Origin of the sequence: Pseudomonas tremae (assembly GCF_023278125.1) — a bacterium.
In the GTDB taxonomy this organism is placed as follows: Bacteria; Pseudomonadota; Gammaproteobacteria; order Pseudomonadales; family Pseudomonadaceae; genus Aquipseudomonas; species Aquipseudomonas tremae.
In genome coordinates this window covers 2855325-2869628 of the sequence record NZ_CP066270.1, presented here as the reverse complement: position 1 = coordinate 2869628, position 14304 = coordinate 2855325, and the positions used below count along the sequence as shown (strand labels likewise).

Genomic DNA, 14304 nt, shown 5'->3' with positions numbered 1-14304 from the left:
CTACATGCTCAGGAGAAGCTGGTTATCTGCTGATGCGTACTTGAACCGAACAATTCGAGCTCGTCCTCGATCGCTTCGATGATGCGCTCGACGTCGGCTGCGTTCATCACCGTGGAGCAAGGCAAGCCGGCAATCGCCACTACCGTTTCGCCACTGGCGCGATCGAACAGTCGTGCAATCATGCTGCCAGGCGCATCCATCGAGGCTTCGAAGCCAACTGGATGAAAGTGCCAGCGCATCAACTGGCAGGCGTTGGGAAAGGTGACTTTGTTCATAGCGATGGCCCACCTGAATCAACCGAGCTTCCAATGCTCCATGGGGTAGGCAGACCAGTCAGGATGTGTCTGGCAAAGTCATGATGACCAGACGATGAGCGGCCTTGCCAATCATCTGTCGGGACGCTGCTTTCCAGCAGGTTTACTGAGCGATCTGACGAACACTGAAAATAGCATCAGTCAGGCTTTTGCTGGAAAAATTTTTTATGACGCTTGATGAAAAAATTCAATTATATGAGCGGTATCATTAAAAGGTATTGATAGGTTCGCGCCATACAGTTATTAACGACTCTGAGGGCGTGGATATCCCCCGTACCACAGTGGTTTTCCCGTAGCACCTCGGGCAAGCTGTCACTACTGACCCGAGGAACTGCGCATGCTGAAAAGATCCCTTGCTGCACTGATGCTGCTTGCCTCGACCAGCCATGCGGCTGAAACGGTCAATATATATAACTGGACAGACTATATTGCTCCGGACACGCTCGAAAAATTCGAAGCGGCCAGTGGCTTCAAGACCACTTATGAGACTTTCGAAAGCAACGAAGCGCTGGACGCAAAGCTGGTGGCGGGTCATTCGGGCTATGACCTGGTCTTTCCGTCCATCCACTTCATGGGGCGGCAGATCGACAAGGGCCTGCTCAAGACCCTCGACAGAAGCCAGTTGCCCAATTGGAAAAACCTCAATCCGGTATTGCTCAAGGTTCTCGAGGCTGGCGATCCTGGCAACCAACATGGTTTTCCTTACCTCTGGGGCAGCACCGGAATCGGCTACGACGCCGTCAAGGTCAAAGCGCTGCTCGGCAAAGATGCGCCGGTTGACTCCTGGGGGCTGGTCCTGAAACCGGAAAACATGAAAAAACTTGCCCAATGCGGCGTTGCGTTTCTGGACAGCGCGCCTGCGCTGCTGCCCATTACCCTCAATTACCTCGGCTTGCAGCCGCACAGTGAAGTACCAAGCGACTATGCGCAGGCCAGGAAAGTGCTCGACAGCGTAAGGCCATATATTCGCAATTTCAGCTCGGCCGATTACATCGCCGACCTGGCTGCGGGCAAAATCTGCGTAGCGGTAGGTTATTCGGGCGATATTTCCCAGGCTCAGGAGTTGGCCAAAAAAGTCGCAGACGGTCCGAACATCACCTACGTGGTGCCCAGGGAGGGGGCTCCGATGTGGTTCGACATGATTGCCATTCCTGCCGATGCCCCGAACACCAAGGGCGCCTACGCCTTCATGAATTATCTGCTGCGGCCGGAAGTGATCGCCAACATCACCAATACCGTGCATTACGCCAACGGTAACGAGAAAGCAGATGCCTTGATCAGTCCTGCGCTCTGGACTGATACCGACGTATACCCCGATGCCGAGATGCTGAGCCGGTTGTTTGTCATGGTGCAGGTGCCGATCAATATCGAAGTCCTGCGCTTGGGCATCTGGGACACCTTCAAAAACACCCCCTGAAGGGCCGGCCATCTGCTGTCTGGCGTGTCAAATGACATGCGCCTGATGCAGTCCGGTCAGTGCCTGGGCCTTCAGGCGAGCCAGTAACGGATCTCCGCGGTCTCTGGGTGCTGGCACTTCGACCAGCAGTTTATGGGTGATGGTGCCGGGGCGGTTGCCCATAACCAGCACCCGGTCGCTCAAGTACAACGCCTCGTCGACATCGTGAGTGACCAGCAACAGTGCGATGGCATGACGCTGAGCCAGTTGTAGCAGCAGGTCCTGGAGCTTCATGCGGGTAAATGCATCCACCGCGCTGAATGGCTCATCAAGCAGCAATATTGCCGGATGCGAATACAGGCCTCGGGCGAGTGCCACGCGTTGCGCCATTCCCCCTGACAGCGCTTTGGGCAAGGCATCTGCAAAACCCGAAAGACCCACTTCCTCGATCAATTGCTTGACCCAGGCGCGATCGTAGCTGTCATCGTCGCTGAAACCGATATTCTGTTCGACGGTCAGCCAGGGCATCAGGCGCGGCTCCTGAAACACGAACGCAACCTCGCCCTGTACCCGCTCCACCGAACCCCGAAAGTCCTGCTCCAGTCCGGCGACGATTCGGAGCAGGGTGCTTTTACCGCAGCCGCTGGGGCCCAGCAGACTCACGACTTCACCCAACCGCAATGACAGGGCTATGTCACGCAATACTGTATCGCCAGCAAAAGCCTTGCGTTCCACTCGAATATCCATCAACACATCCGGCATTGATCAATCCCCCTGACCCTGACCGTTGAAGGTGTCTCGCCAAGCGAGAAAGCGTTTTTCGAGACCCGCAAGCACGCTGTCGCTCAGCTTGCCCAGTGTTGCCAGAACGATGATGGCGGCCAGCACGATGTCCGGGCGCGAGGTTTCGCGGCCGTCACTGAGCAAATAACCCAGGCCTTTGGTGGCTGCGATCAACTCGGCGGCCACCAGAAACATCCAGGCCAGGCTCATGCCGCTACGCAGTCCGGTGAACAGACCGGGCAGGGCGGCAGGCAACAATATGCGCCGAGTGAGGCGGTAACGATTGAAGCCATACATCTGCCCGACCTCCACCAGCTTGCGGTCAATGCCTCGAATCGCTGCCACGCCGTTGAGGTAAACAGGGAAAAACGCCCCTATCGCAATCAATACGACTTTCGAGGTTTCGCCAATGCCCAGCCATAGCAGCAGAAGCGGCACCCAAGCCAGGCTCGGTATGGAGCGAAGGCCGGCGAAGGTCGGTTCCAGATAAGCCTCTGCCTCTCGACTGAGGCCCACCCAGGCGGCAAACAGCAAGGCCAGACCGGCGCCGATGAAAAATCCGCTGAGCACGCGCAACAGGCTGGTACTGATGTGCTTCCACAGTGCGCCATCTGCCAGGTCCCGCAGCGTCAGCAGGATGTCGCTGGGGGCTGGCATCTGATAGGACGGCAACCAGCCGATGCGTACGATTATTTCCAGCAACACAACGATCACCGCAGGCACGACCAGGCCCTTGAGTGGCGTTTTGTAGCGCTGCCAGAGTGTACGTTGCACCTCGTCAGACAATACTGGCGGCGCCGAGGCGGGTAACGATTTGTCTCGGCTGGTCATGGGTTCACGGTCACGGCTCTGGAAAATTCAGGCGTGATCAACTGATCAATCACCTGTTCGACATTCACACCTTTGCGCACCAAGTCCTCAGACACCAGAATGGGTGCTGCCAACCTGGACGCTTCCACGTCTTTTGCGCTCAATTGCGGGTTGCTCAGGTCTGTGCGGGACAATTGCAGCCTGGCGACATCCAGCGGCAGGCCCGACTCGGTGGCCAGCAATTTTGCCAGCTCATCGGGGTTTTTCACCGCCCACTCACGGGCTTTTTCATAGGCGGCCAATACAGTCCTGATCGCTTGCGTGTGCTCTTTGGCATAGGTTTCAGTGACACTCAGAACGCCATAACTGTTGAAGTCCTTATTGCGGTAAAACAAGCGAGCGCCGGACTGGATTTCACTGGCCGCCATATGTGGGTCAAGCCCGGCCCACGCGTCCACGTCACATTTCTCAAGCGCGGTACGGCCATCTGGATGCTGCAGGTGCAGCAGCTCGACATCATCTTTTTTCAACCCGGCCTGTTGCAGGGCACGCAAGGTGAACAGGTAAGGATCGGTGCCCTTGGTCGCGGCGATTTTCTTGCCTTTGAGTTCGGCGACCGATTGCAGGGTTGAGTCCTTGCGCACCACCAAAGCCGTCCATTCTGCACGGCTATAGACGTAGACCGACTTGATCGGGCTGCCGTTGGCCCTGGCCAGTACCGCGGACAGGCTGGCCGACGAAGCAAAATCGACGCTGCCGCTGTTCAGATATTCCAGCGAGCGGTTACTGCCCTGACTCAGTACCCAAGTGACTTTGGCATCCGGCAGAGCTTTTTCCAGCCAGCCGAAATGCTTGAGCGCCAGGCTGACCGGCGAGTAATAGGCATAATCCAGGCGCACTTCGGCAGGCGCCGTTTCTGCGCCCTGAACCGCGCCTTGCAGGCTCCACGCGATTGCACAGGCCGCGGCCACCCAGCGGACGAGACGGCGTGAGGTCAGCAGCCGATTAGAAACGGGGGGTTGTGTCATAGTGGGCGTCCAGATAAAGGAACAGGGCTGCAATGACTGATTTGTATATTCAAAATCAGCAGTCCAAAGTGTGTGATATTCACAAAATGGAATACTGCACGCTCTGTGCCAATGACCTGAAGCCTTGGGCAGGCAAGGGCTCGGGACGTTTCTCAGTACAACGCGTTGTTGAACAGGTAGCAGCCTGTGAGTTTGCTGTTGGGCGAGCAACAGTAGGCCTTATTACTCTGCTTTCGACGGTTTTCTGACAGTTCTCTCTGTATGCGGGACGGTTTTTTTCATGGCGATTGCAACAGAATCGCTTTTTGACACTCTTAATCGTCCACATTCTTAATTTCGAAACATGTGCGCACTAAGATTCGCGCGTGATCAGGGGTGCTCGCTATTGCGCCCTTGCTCTACTGATCCGCAGAAACTCTCGGGAAAACGAACTGCACACGCTTGCACATTCGCACCAGCCAATGGGCTGATCCCTTTCAAATGCGCAACGGACTCAGAAGATAATGAATATTCCAAAAATGCCTTTGACCGCCCGTCTTCAGCGCCGCATCGCCTGGTTCTTTTTCCCGTCAGTGCTTGTGGCATCTGCACTGGTTCTGTTTGCCATGGGTAAAGGGGTGCATGCCGAACCCAAGAACGGCACCCAGACTCTGGTCTTTCTTCGCCACGCCGAAAAACCGGCGATGGGGTTGGGGCAGTTAAACTGCCAAGGGCTCAACCGGGCCATAGAGCTGTCGGAAGTGCTTCCCAGAGAATTCGGCAAGGCTGACTTTATTTTCGCCGCCAACCCCAGCCGGCATGTGGAAGAAGGTGAGGGCGACTTGTCCTACAGCTATGTCCGGCCCCTGATGACGGTCGGGCCAAGTGCGATCAAGCTGGGTCTGCCGGTCAATATCGACTTCGGCGCCAATGACACCAGCGAACTTGCCAGCGAGTTTATGCAGGACAAGTACCATAACTCGATCATCTACACCGCCTGGTCGCACGGCTACCTGCCGGAGCTGATCAACAAGGTCGCTGAAGAGGCGTCTGGCAAGGCCGTCAACCTGGTGGATGACTGGACCGGCGACGATTTCGACTCAGTGGTGGTGGTCACGTTGAAGTGGGTCGATGGCAAAGCCACGCTGGATTACAAGACTCACAAGCAAGGCCTTAACAACGGCACCGAGGCTTGCCCTACGACAACCTGATACCCGTCGCTTGATCGGGTGTCGGATCTGTCAGCCGTTGAGAGACTTCATCGATTCCGGGCTGTAACGCTCACCTGAAGCTGCCCCGCGGGACGGAAAGATTGCGTCCAATCGGGCCAGTTCATCTTCACTCAGGGTCAGCGTGGTTGCGGCCACATTGCTCTCCAGATACTTGCGTTGTTTGGTGCCTGGAATCGGAATGATGTCGTTGCCTTGCGCCAGAACCCAGGCCAGCGCCAGTTGAGAGGCACTGATGCCCTTGGCTGCGGCCAGCGTCTTGACCTGTTCCACCAATGCCAGATTACGATTGAAGTTCTCGCCCTGAAAGCGTGGGCTGAAGCGTCGGTAATCATCGGCGGCGAAGTCGTCAGGGGTCTGTAGCGCGCCGGTCAGAAAGCCACGGCCCAGCGGGCTGTAGGCAACAAAGGCAATGCCCAGACGACGGCAGGTGGCAAGCACATCATTGTGTTCCGGGTCTCGTGACCAAAGCGAGTACTCGCTTTGTACCGCTGCCAACGGATGCACCTTGTGCGCTCTTTCGATGGTCGCGGCACTGGCTTCACAGATGCCGATATGACGAACCTTGCCTGCCTTGACGAGCTCGGCCATCGCGCCAATGGTTTCTTCGATCGGCACATTCGGGTCTACGCGGTGCTGATAATAAAGGTCAAGGTAATCGCTATTCAGCCGCTTGAGGCTGCCTTCGATGGCCTGGCGGATGTACTCAGGGCTGCCATTTACCCCTCGCGCATGAGGGTCGTCACCGCGCACGATGCCGAACTTGCTGGCCAGATGGACCCCCTCACGCTTGCCTTGCAGGGCCCGCCCCAGCAGGGCCTCATTGGTATACGGGCCGTACATGTCAGCCGTATCAAGAAAAGTGACACCCAGCTCCAGCGCACGGTGCAGCGTTGCGATGGACTCCTGCTCATCAATGCCGGTGGTATAGAAATCCGACATGCCCATGCAACCCAAGCCTGTAGCGGAAACCTGCGGACCGTTTTTACCCAGTTGGCGCGTGATCACAATGAGTACTCCTGATGTTTGAAGAGCCGTAGAGTGTCTGCTCTTTGACTGGCGCTATAAACCGGGTGTTTGTGATTTCACTGTTGGGAAAATCCGAATAATAGTCTTCCTCAATCCGACCAACCGCGCTAGCCACAAAATACCGAAAGGAGTACAAATGTACTCCATGAGCACATTATCTCCACGTCGTAGCGCCATCCTTACCTTCATCCGCGACCGCATCGCGCAGCAAGGGCAATCGCCGAGCCTGGCGGAAATTTCCGAAGCTTTCGGTTTTGCTTCACGCAGTGTGGCGCGCAAACACATTGTGGCCCTGACCGAGGCTGGTCTGATCGAGGTCGTGCCGCATCAGGCCCGCGGTATTCGTCTGCTGAACAGTGAACCGCGCCCCGAACTGCTGGAAATTCCGGTGCTGGGCCGTGTGGCTGCAGGTGCTCCCATCGGGCCGGATCTGGATATACACACCACGCTGCATCTGGATCGCAGCACGTTCACCCGCGTGCCCGACTACCTGTTGCGCGTGCAGGGCGACTCGATGATCGAGGACGGTATTCTTGATGGCGATCTGGTCGGTGTACACCGCAACCCGCACGCCAGTGATGGGCAGATCGTCGTTGCCCGTCTGGACGGCGAGGTCACCATCAAGCGTCTGCAGCACCGCGGCGATCAGTTGCACCTGCTGCCTCGCAACCCGGCTTACCAACCGATCATCGTCACGCCCGATCAGGACTTCGCCATCGAAGGCGTGTTCTGCGGGCTGGTCCGGCGCGAATGATGGGCGCGGTGGTCAGTCTGGACGCCTTGCTGGACGAGCGCAGGGTCTGGAAGGGTCGTCAGCAGGGCGCGTCGCAGGTCAGCCCGCATCCCAGCGGGCATGCGGCGCTGGACAGCGCTTTGCCCACTGGTGGCTGGCCTGCTTCGGCGCTGACCGAAATCCTCATTGCGGCCAATGGCAGCGGTGAATTGCGCCTGTTGTGGCCGAGCCTGGCGCGTTTGTCGGGCAGTGGTGAGCGCATCGTGCTGGTCGCTCCGCCTTATATTCCCTATCCACAGGCCTGGCTCGCTGCCGGGGTCGACCTGCGTCATCTGGTGGTGATCGAGGCCGGTACGCGTGATGCCTTGTGGGCGGCCGAGCAGTGCTTGCGTTCGGGCAGTTGTGGCGCGGTTATTTGCTGGCCCGGCATGGTCGATGACCGTGCATTGCGGCGCTTGCAGGTGGCCGCCGAAACCGGGCAGACCCTGGCATTTGCCTGTCGCCCCCAACAGGCTGCCGCCAACCCATCGCCGGCCGCACTGCGGATCGCTGTCGATACCTGTCCGGCACAAATGCGCGTGCTCAAGTGCCGCGGCGGGCTGGCACCGCCTTTTCCGATTCCATTCCCGACCGACGCTTGAGGTTCTTATGCTGTGGGCCTGTGTCTTGCTGCCACAATTGGCGCTCGACGGCGTCATGCGTCGTCGCAGCGATCCTGATGAGCCATTGGCGCTGATCAGCGGCAGTGCGCATCGGCGCGTTCTGCAAACTGTCAATCCGGCTGCGCGGGCATTGGGGCTGAGGGCAGGGCAGTCATTGACAGCGGCGCAGGCACTCGTGCCGGGCTTTGCGACGGTCGTACACGACCCCGCCGACACCGAGCAGTTGCAGCAACTGCTGGCTGCCTGGGCCTACGGTTTCAGCTCCAGTGTCAGCCTCAAATACCCTCGGGTGCTGTTGATGGAGATCGAGTCCAGCCTCAAGCTTTTCGGGCCGTGGCCTGTATTCGAGGCTCGCCTGCGTGAAGAACTGACAAAACAGGGTTTCCGCCACCGCATCGTGGTTGCTCCCAACCCGATAGCAGCGCGGATGCTGGCCAACATGCATGATGGCCTGAGCATTGATTGCCCGCATGAACTGCGTCGCACCCTGGAACAGATGCCACTGGATCGCATCGGGCTGAGTCGCGAGGCGGCCACTGCCATGACGCGCATGGGCCTGCGCAGCGTACGGCAGGTTCTGGCCTTGCCACGCGATACTTTGGCACGACGTTTTCCGGCCAGTGTCCTGCAGCACCTTGACACACTGTTAGGGGAGTGGCCGGTGGCGCTCGAGTGCTACACGCCACCGGATTTCTTCGATGTGCGCATCGAGCTGAATTTTGATGTCGAATCGCATCAGGCCCTGTTATTTCCCCTCAAGCGTCTGATTGCCGATCTGGCCCTGTTCCTGGCCGGACGTGACAGTGGCGTGCAGCGCTTTGCCTTGCATCTGGAACACGTCGATGGTCCCGAGAGCGTGGTTCCGGTCGGGCTGTTGAGTGCCGAACGCGACCCCTCGATGCTCTTCGAACTGGCTCGTGGCAGGCTGGAACAAGTCTTGGTGGCCTCGCCGGTACGTGCCGTACGCTTGCAGGCCCGTGACCTGCCGGACTTTGTGCCGACGCACCGCGAGCTGTTCGATGAGCGCGTGCAACAGACCCTGCCGTGGGAGCAACTGCGCGAGCGCTTGCGCGCGCGTCTGGGTGACGAATCGGTCTGTGGCCTGCGTGCGCAGGCGGATCATCGTCCGGAATGTGCCTGGCAACCGCAAAGCACCAGCAAGCCGGTTTTGCCGGCACGCGGCGTTACACGCCCTGGCTGGCTGCTGCGCGAGCCATTGCCTTTGCCCGTCCATGCAACGCGCATCGTTGCAGGTCCTGAGCGAATCGAGTCCGGCTGGTGGGACGGTGGTGATGTGCGCCGTGATTATTATCTGGTCGAAACCGCCAATGGCCAGCGCGCCTGGGCGTATCGCTGCGTTGGCGAGCAGGGCGAACTGCTGCTGCATGGCTGGTTTGCATGAGTACCGATTACGCCGAGCTGCATTGCCTGTCCAACTTCAGTTTTCAGCGCGGCGCTTCAAGCGCCCGAGAATTGTTCGAGCGTGCCTTGCGCCACGGTTATACGGCGCTGGCAATCACCGATGAATGCACATTGGCGGGCATTGTCCGTGCCTGGCAGGCTTCGAAGGACACTGGTGTGCCGCTGATAGTCGGTAGCGAAATGCACATCGAAAACGGTCCGAAAGTTGTCCTCCTGGTGGAGAACAAGGCGGGATATGAAGCACTGTGCAAATTGATCACAGTGGCGCGGCGGCGGGCCAGGAAGGGCGAGTACCGACTGCTGTGCGAGGATGTCGAGGTGTCGCTGGACGGTCTGCTGGCCATCTGGCTGCCAGACATCGGCGATGATGCTCAAGCATGCCTGTCTCAGGGCAACTGGTTGCGCGAGCTCTTTGCCGAGCGCCTCTGGCTGGGCGTAGAGTTGCACCGCGGTCCGGATGACGATCAGCGCCTTGCTGACCTGCTGGCACTGGCGCAGGCGTTGGGCATTCCGTCAGTGGCCAGCGGTGACGTACACATGCATGCGCGCGGGCGACGTGCCTTGCAGGACACCATGACTGCCATCCGTCATCACACCACGGTAGCGGAAGCCGGGCACCTGTTGTTTGCCAACGGCGAGCGTCATTTACGGTCACTCGACACGCTTGCAGAGCATTACCCCGACTGGCTGCTGGCCGAATCGACACGCATCGCCCGGCGCTGCACGTTCGACCTGGACCAATTAAAGTATGAATACCCTCACGAGCTGGTTCCCAAAGGACAAACTTCCTCATCGTGGCTGCGTGAGCTGACCGAGCGCGGTATTCGCAGGCGCTGGCCGAATGGGCTGAGTACGGTGGCACGCGCACAGGTCGAAAAAGAACTCGCCCTGATCAAGGAAAAGAAATTCGACAGCTACTTTCTGACAGTTCACGACATTGTCGAGTTTGCTCGCAGCCAGCACATTCTTTGCCAGGGCCGTGGCTCGGCGGCCAACTCTGCGGTGTGCTACGCATTGGGCATTACCGAACTGAACCCGGAAAAGAGCAACCTGCTGTTCGAGCGCTTCATTTCCAGAGAGCGCGACGAGCCACCAGACATCGACGTGGATTTCGAGCATGACCGCCGCGAAGAAGTCATTCAGTACGTTTTCCGACGTTATGGCCGCGGCAGGGCGGCGCTGACCGCTGTGGCCAGCACCTACCACGGTTCAGGTGCGGTGCGTGACGTGGCCAAAGTGCTAGGGCTGCCACCCGACCAGATCAACACGCTGGCTGAAGCTTTCAGTCGCTGGAGCGACTCGCTGCCGTCGCCCGAGCGCCTGCGCGAATATGGTTTCAATGCCGAAACCCCCGCCCTCAAGCGTGTGCTGACCCTGACCGGCGAACTGATCGGCTTTCCTCGGCACCTGTCGCAGCATCCCGGTGGGTTCGTGATCTCCGAGCATCCGCTGGACACGCTGGTGCCGGTGGAAAACGCGGCGATGGCCGACCGCACTATTATCCAGTGGGACAAGGACGATCTGGACCTTGTCGGCCTGCTGAAAGTCGACATCCTTGCACTGGGCATGCTCAGCGCACTGCGCAGGACGTTCGATCTGGTGCATCTGCATCGTGGCAAGCAGTGGACGCTGGCAGATCTGCCCGGTGATGATCGAAAAACCTACGAAATGATCAGCCGCGCCGACACCATCGGTGTGTTCCAGATCGAGTCCCGCGCGCAAATGGCCATGCTGCCGCGTCTCAGGCCGGAAAAGTTTTACGATCTGGTCATCGAAGTCGCCATCGTCCGGCCGGGGCCGATTCAAGGCGATATGGTTCATCCGTACCTGCGTCGGCGTAATGGTGAAGAAGCCGTTACTTATCCGCCAATGCTTGAGTCGGTTTTTAAACGTACCCTGGGCGTGCCGCTGTTTCAGGAGCAGGTCATGGAAGTGGCGATCATTGCGGCTGATTACACGCCCGGTGAGGCCGATCAGTTGCGTCGCGCGATGGCCGCCTGGAAACGCCACGGCGGGCTGGATCCGCACCGTGAGCGCTTACGCACTGGCATGCTGAAGAATGGTTACGAGGCAGATTTTGCCGACCGTATCTTCGAGCAGATCAAAGGTTTTGGCAGCTACGGCTTTCCCGAATCCCATGCCGCCAGTTTTGCCTTGCTGACCTACGCCAGTTGTTGGCTCAAATGCCATGAACCGGCAGCCTTTACCTGCGCACTGATCAACAGCTGGCCGATGGGTTTCTACAGCCCGGACCAACTGCTGCAGGACGCACGTCGCCATCACATCGAAATTCGTCCGGTGGACGTGCGTTACAGCCACTGGGATTGCTCGCTGGAGCCGGTCGAGCATCCAGACAGGACGCGCAATCTGGCCATTCGCCTGGGGTTGCGCATGCTGCGCAGTTTTCGCGAAGACGATGCCCTGCGTATCGAAGCGGCGCGCTCGAAACGGTCGTTTACCGATGCCACCGACCTGGCTCAGCGCGCTGACCTGGACTCGCGCGCTGCCGAAGCACTGGCGGATTCCGGAGCCTTGCGCGGCCTGATCGGCCATCGGCACCGGGCGCGCTGGGAAGTGGCGGGGGTCGAGGCTCAGCGCCCGCTGTTCAGTGACCTGCCCGGCGAAGAAACCCATGTGACGCTGCCGTTGCCGACCGTGGCCGAAGACCTGATGGCCGACTATGCCTCGCTGGGCACTACCTTGGGCCCGCACCCATTGGCCTTGCTGCGGCGGCAACTGACCGCCAAGCGCTTTCGCAGCTCGCAGGATCTGCTGACCCTCGAGAACGATCGAACCCTGAGCCTGGCAGGTCTGGTCATCGGTCGCCAACGACCAGGCACCGCCAGCGGCGTGACCTTCGTGACGCTGGAGGACGAGTTCGGCATGGTCAACGTCGTGGTCTGGCGCGACCTTGCCGAGCGTCAACGCAAGGTGCTGGTCGGCTCGCAGTTGCTGCAGGTGTTCGGGCGGCTGGAGTCAAACAATGGCGTGCGCCACCTGATCGCCCAGAGGCTCTATGACCTGACGCCGTTGCTGACCGGGCTGGATGTGCGCAGTCGGGATTTTCAGTGATCAGATCAGGCCCGCAACTTGCTGCGCCAATTGTTACATCCTGCCAGCGAGAAGACCGCCATGTACAAAGACTACCCAGCCGCTTACCAGGTCAGCAAAGGCGCCGCGCTGCAAGTGGACACGGCCTTTTACGAGCGTATCCGCGCCGATGCGCAGCAGCGTACGCTGGTCGAGCAGTTCGACGTGCCGATTCGCACCGGACGTGCCTGGAAGGTCAGGGCTGGCCAGGTGTTTCGCATAACCACACCGGTCGGCCCGCAAGTGGGGGATTTCAACGTGTGGAATGCCAATGATCCACGTGAACGCCTGTGGGCGGCGCGCACGCGTCAGTTGCAAGGCGCGCATGTCAGCACTCATGACCGGCTATGGTCGAACCTGCCGCTTTTAAGACCGCTGGTGACCATTACCGATGACAGTCTGGCCGGCTATGGCATCGACGAACATGGTGGCCGTCTGCACGACTTGCTTGGCACGCGCTGCGACCCGTACGTCAACAAAATGCTGACCGGTGAAGACTTCCATCATCACTGCCATTCGAATCTGACCCGCGCAGTACTGCCGCACGGCTTGACCGAGTTTGACGTACATGACGTGCTGAACATTTTTCAGTGCACCGGCCTGAACCATGACGACATGTATTTCATGAAAGCCTGCCCGGCGCAGAAGGGCGACTATCTGGAATTCTTCGCAGAAATCGACCTGCTGTGCGCCTTGTCGACCTGTCCGGGTGGCGACCTGTCACTGCCAATGTGGGGGCCGGAAGCGCAGGACCCGCTAGGCGTATGTCGGCCCTTGGGCGTCGAGATCTATGACCTCGACGCTTCGCTGCTGAAGGGCTGGCAGTCTCCCGAGCGTGCCGCCTATAAAGGCCTGCATGGTCTGCAGGCAGCCAAGGCTGAGTGGCAGCAATGACGGGTCAGGTCGAGCGGGCCATTTTGCGCAGTCCAAGAACCATCAATGCCCCAAGCCCGAGCATTGCCAGTAACAAGGCCGGGTAAGACACCCACCAGTGCAGCGGGGCGGTCATCATGCTGAATTCGGACATGCCGCCGATTCCGGCAATCAGGTTCAGCGGCAGGAACACCACGTTGATCAATGTCAGTTTGCGTAACAGGTTGTTGGTGCTGTTGTTGACCAGATTGCCCCGAGCGTCCATCAACCCGGCGAACACAGTGGAATAGATCTCGGCCTGTTTGTAGCACTGGTCGTTCTCGATGATCATGTCGTCGATCAGCGCCAGGCTGGCAGTCGCGTATTGCTTGCCCTGCGCATGATTGCGCAAGCGAGTGAGCACCGCGCCGTTGCTGTGGATGGCGTTGATGTAATAGACCAGGCTCTCGCTGAGGTTGAACATCTGCACCAAGTGGCGGTTTTCCAGCGATGAGTTGAATTTCTGCTGCAATTCCCGGGCGACCATCTTGATGACCTTCAGATGCCCGAGGTAGTGATGGATGTTGTTGAACAGCATTTCCAGAAGGATATCCAGCGGCTGGCGCAACGGACGATGAAACCCCAGCGCGTCAAATGGCTGATCGTCATCGCAGATCAGCACCAGCTGATCCTGACTGAGCAGTACGCCGAATGAGGACACATCGAACGAAAAGCTGTCCTTGCCCGAATAGTTCTCGGGGCGTTTCCAGATCAGAAACAGCGCATCGGGGTGGAACTCGATGCGTGATATTTCATCCGGATCGAGCGCCGAAGCCACCGCATGCTCATCAAGGTGGAATTGCTCCAGCAACAGCCTGCGTTCCCCGGCATCGGGTTTGCTGAACCACAGCACCTGAGCCTTTTGCGGATTGCACGCTTGCAACCGACCTTCATTGAGTTCCAGACCTTGAATCATC

General features: G+C 58.9%; 15 protein-coding genes. 9 read left to right on the top strand and 6 right to left on the bottom strand.

Annotated elements, in window-relative coordinates; translation table 11 throughout:
* Positions 1 to 8: 8 nt before the first annotated feature.
* Entirely contained in the window at positions 9 to 275 is a 267-nt protein-coding gene (locus tag I9H09_RS13055; protein WP_005890896.1) for a DUF1652 domain-containing protein, read from the bottom strand.
* A 94-nt stretch (positions 276 to 369) separates the two neighbouring features.
* Between I9H09_RS13055 and I9H09_RS26900 the strand changes: the two genes are divergently transcribed.
* Positions 370 to 492, top strand: coding sequence for a hypothetical protein (locus I9H09_RS26900; RefSeq protein WP_268935239.1), 123 nt, complete (start codon positions 370 to 372; stop codon positions 490 to 492).
* A gap of 159 nt (positions 493 to 651) precedes the next feature.
* Entirely contained in the window at positions 652 to 1731 is a 1080-nt protein-coding gene (locus tag I9H09_RS13050) for a polyamine ABC transporter substrate-binding protein (RefSeq protein ID WP_024671514.1), read from the top strand.
* A gap of 27 nt (positions 1732 to 1758) precedes the next feature.
* Here the strand turns inward: I9H09_RS13050 and I9H09_RS13045 are convergent, their stop codons facing one another.
* The 3 genes from I9H09_RS13045 to I9H09_RS13035 are packed head-to-tail and all read right to left on the bottom strand — an operon-like array spanning position 1759 to position 4331.
* Positions 1759 to 2472, bottom strand: coding sequence for an ABC transporter ATP-binding protein (locus tag I9H09_RS13045; protein ID WP_122346396.1), 714 nt, complete (start codon positions 2470 to 2472; stop codon positions 1759 to 1761).
* 3 nt (positions 2473 to 2475) lie between these two features.
* Positions 2476 to 3324, bottom strand: a complete 849-nt coding sequence (locus tag I9H09_RS13040) for an ABC transporter permease (RefSeq protein WP_122346395.1) — start codon at positions 3322 to 3324, stop codon at positions 2476 to 2478.
* Positions 3321 to 4331 (bottom strand): aliphatic sulfonate ABC transporter substrate-binding protein, encoded by a 1011-nt coding sequence (locus I9H09_RS13035; protein WP_122346394.1) that lies wholly within the window; start codon positions 4329 to 4331, stop codon positions 3321 to 3323. The genes I9H09_RS13040 and I9H09_RS13035 overlap by 4 nt, the downstream gene beginning before the upstream one ends.
* A 32-nt stretch (positions 4332 to 4363) precedes the next feature.
* Here I9H09_RS13035 and I9H09_RS13030 point away from each other — a divergent pair, with 32 nt between their 5' ends.
* Positions 4364 to 4579: a hypothetical protein gene (locus I9H09_RS13030; protein ID WP_155490480.1), complete on the top strand. Its 216-nt coding sequence runs from the start codon at positions 4364 to 4366 to the stop codon at positions 4577 to 4579.
* A 255-nt stretch (positions 4580 to 4834) separates the two neighbouring features.
* Positions 4835 to 5521, top strand: a complete 687-nt coding sequence (locus I9H09_RS13025; RefSeq protein ID WP_042932330.1) for a hypothetical protein — start codon at positions 4835 to 4837, stop codon at positions 5519 to 5521.
* A 30-nt stretch (positions 5522 to 5551) separates the two neighbouring features.
* Here I9H09_RS13025 and I9H09_RS13020 read toward each other — a convergent pair whose 3' ends face one another.
* Positions 5552 to 6547, bottom strand: a complete 996-nt coding sequence (locus tag I9H09_RS13020; protein WP_122346393.1) for an aldo/keto reductase — start codon at positions 6545 to 6547, stop codon at positions 5552 to 5554.
* 157 nt (positions 6548 to 6704) lie between these two features.
* Between I9H09_RS13020 and lexA the strand changes: the two genes are divergently transcribed.
* The 5 genes from lexA to I9H09_RS12995 are packed head-to-tail and all read left to right on the top strand — an operon-like array spanning position 6705 to position 13369.
* Positions 6705 to 7322 carry a transcriptional repressor LexA gene (gene lexA, locus I9H09_RS13015; RefSeq protein WP_054998324.1) on the top strand — a complete coding sequence of 206 codons (618 nt, stop codon included), beginning with the start codon at positions 6705 to 6707 and terminating at the stop codon, positions 7320 to 7322.
* Positions 7322 to 7942, top strand: coding sequence for a translesion DNA synthesis-associated protein ImuA (imuA, locus tag I9H09_RS13010; protein ID WP_054998323.1), 621 nt, complete (start codon positions 7322 to 7324; stop codon positions 7940 to 7942). Before lexA ends, imuA begins: the two co-directional genes overlap by 1 nt.
* A gap of 7 nt (positions 7943 to 7949) precedes the next feature.
* Positions 7950 to 9365 carry a Y-family DNA polymerase gene (locus tag I9H09_RS13005; RefSeq protein WP_122346392.1) on the top strand — a complete coding sequence of 472 codons (1416 nt, stop codon included), beginning with the start codon at positions 7950 to 7952 and terminating at the stop codon, positions 9363 to 9365.
* Positions 9362 to 12457, top strand: a complete 3096-nt coding sequence (locus I9H09_RS13000; RefSeq protein WP_122346391.1) for an error-prone DNA polymerase — start codon at positions 9362 to 9364, stop codon at positions 12455 to 12457. The genes I9H09_RS13005 and I9H09_RS13000 overlap by 4 nt, the downstream gene beginning before the upstream one ends.
* A 60-nt stretch (positions 12458 to 12517) precedes the next feature.
* On the top strand, positions 12518 to 13369 hold the full coding sequence (locus tag I9H09_RS12995) for an urea carboxylase-associated family protein (RefSeq protein WP_122346400.1): 852 nt from the start codon (positions 12518 to 12520) through the stop codon (positions 13367 to 13369).
* Positions 13370 to 13373: 4 nt separating this feature from the next.
* On the opposite strand, the gene I9H09_RS12990 is transcribed toward I9H09_RS12995, so the two are convergent.
* A complete protein-coding gene (locus tag I9H09_RS12990) occupies positions 13374 to 14303 on the bottom strand; it encodes a magnesium transporter CorA family protein (RefSeq protein ID WP_122346390.1) in 930 nt (309 codons plus the stop codon).
* Position 14304 lies beyond the last annotated feature (1 nt).

Bases quoted from the DNA above. Each gene is read 5' to 3' on its own strand.
- I9H09_RS12990 (WP_122346390.1), bottom strand. From the start codon at position 14,303: ATGATTCAAGGTCTGGAACTCAATGAAGGTCGGTTGCAAGCGTGCAAT.
- I9H09_RS13000 (WP_122346391.1), top strand. From the start codon at position 9,362: ATGAGTACCGATTACGCCGAGCTGCATTGCCTGTCCAACTTCAGTTTT.
- I9H09_RS13030 (WP_155490480.1), top strand. From the start codon at position 4,364: ATGACTGATTTGTATATTCAAAATCAGCAGTCCAAAGTGTGTGATATT.
- I9H09_RS13055 (WP_005890896.1), bottom strand. From the start codon at position 275: ATGAACAAAGTCACCTTTCCCAACGCCTGCCAGTTGATGCGCTGGCAC.
- I9H09_RS13005 (WP_122346392.1), top strand. From the start codon at position 7,950: ATGCTGTGGGCCTGTGTCTTGCTGCCACAATTGGCGCTCGACGGCGTC.
- I9H09_RS13050 (WP_024671514.1), top strand. From the start codon at position 652: ATGCTGAAAAGATCCCTTGCTGCACTGATGCTGCTTGCCTCGACCAGC.
- I9H09_RS13045 (WP_122346396.1), bottom strand. From the start codon at position 2,472: ATGCCGGATGTGTTGATGGATATTCGAGTGGAACGCAAGGCTTTTGCT.
- I9H09_RS13035 (WP_122346394.1), bottom strand. From the start codon at position 4,331: ATGACACAACCCCCCGTTTCTAATCGGCTGCTGACCTCACGCCGTCTC.
- imuA (WP_054998323.1), top strand. From the start codon at position 7,322: ATGGGCGCGGTGGTCAGTCTGGACGCCTTGCTGGACGAGCGCAGGGTC.
- I9H09_RS12995 (WP_122346400.1), top strand. From the start codon at position 12,518: ATGTACAAAGACTACCCAGCCGCTTACCAGGTCAGCAAAGGCGCCGCG.
- lexA (WP_054998324.1), top strand. From the start codon at position 6,705: ATGTACTCCATGAGCACATTATCTCCACGTCGTAGCGCCATCCTTACC.
- I9H09_RS13025 (WP_042932330.1), top strand. From the start codon at position 4,835: ATGAATATTCCAAAAATGCCTTTGACCGCCCGTCTTCAGCGCCGCATC.
- I9H09_RS13040 (WP_122346395.1), bottom strand. From the start codon at position 3,324: ATGACCAGCCGAGACAAATCGTTACCCGCCTCGGCGCCGCCAGTATTG.
- I9H09_RS26900 (WP_268935239.1), top strand. From the start codon at position 370: ATGAGCGGCCTTGCCAATCATCTGTCGGGACGCTGCTTTCCAGCAGGT.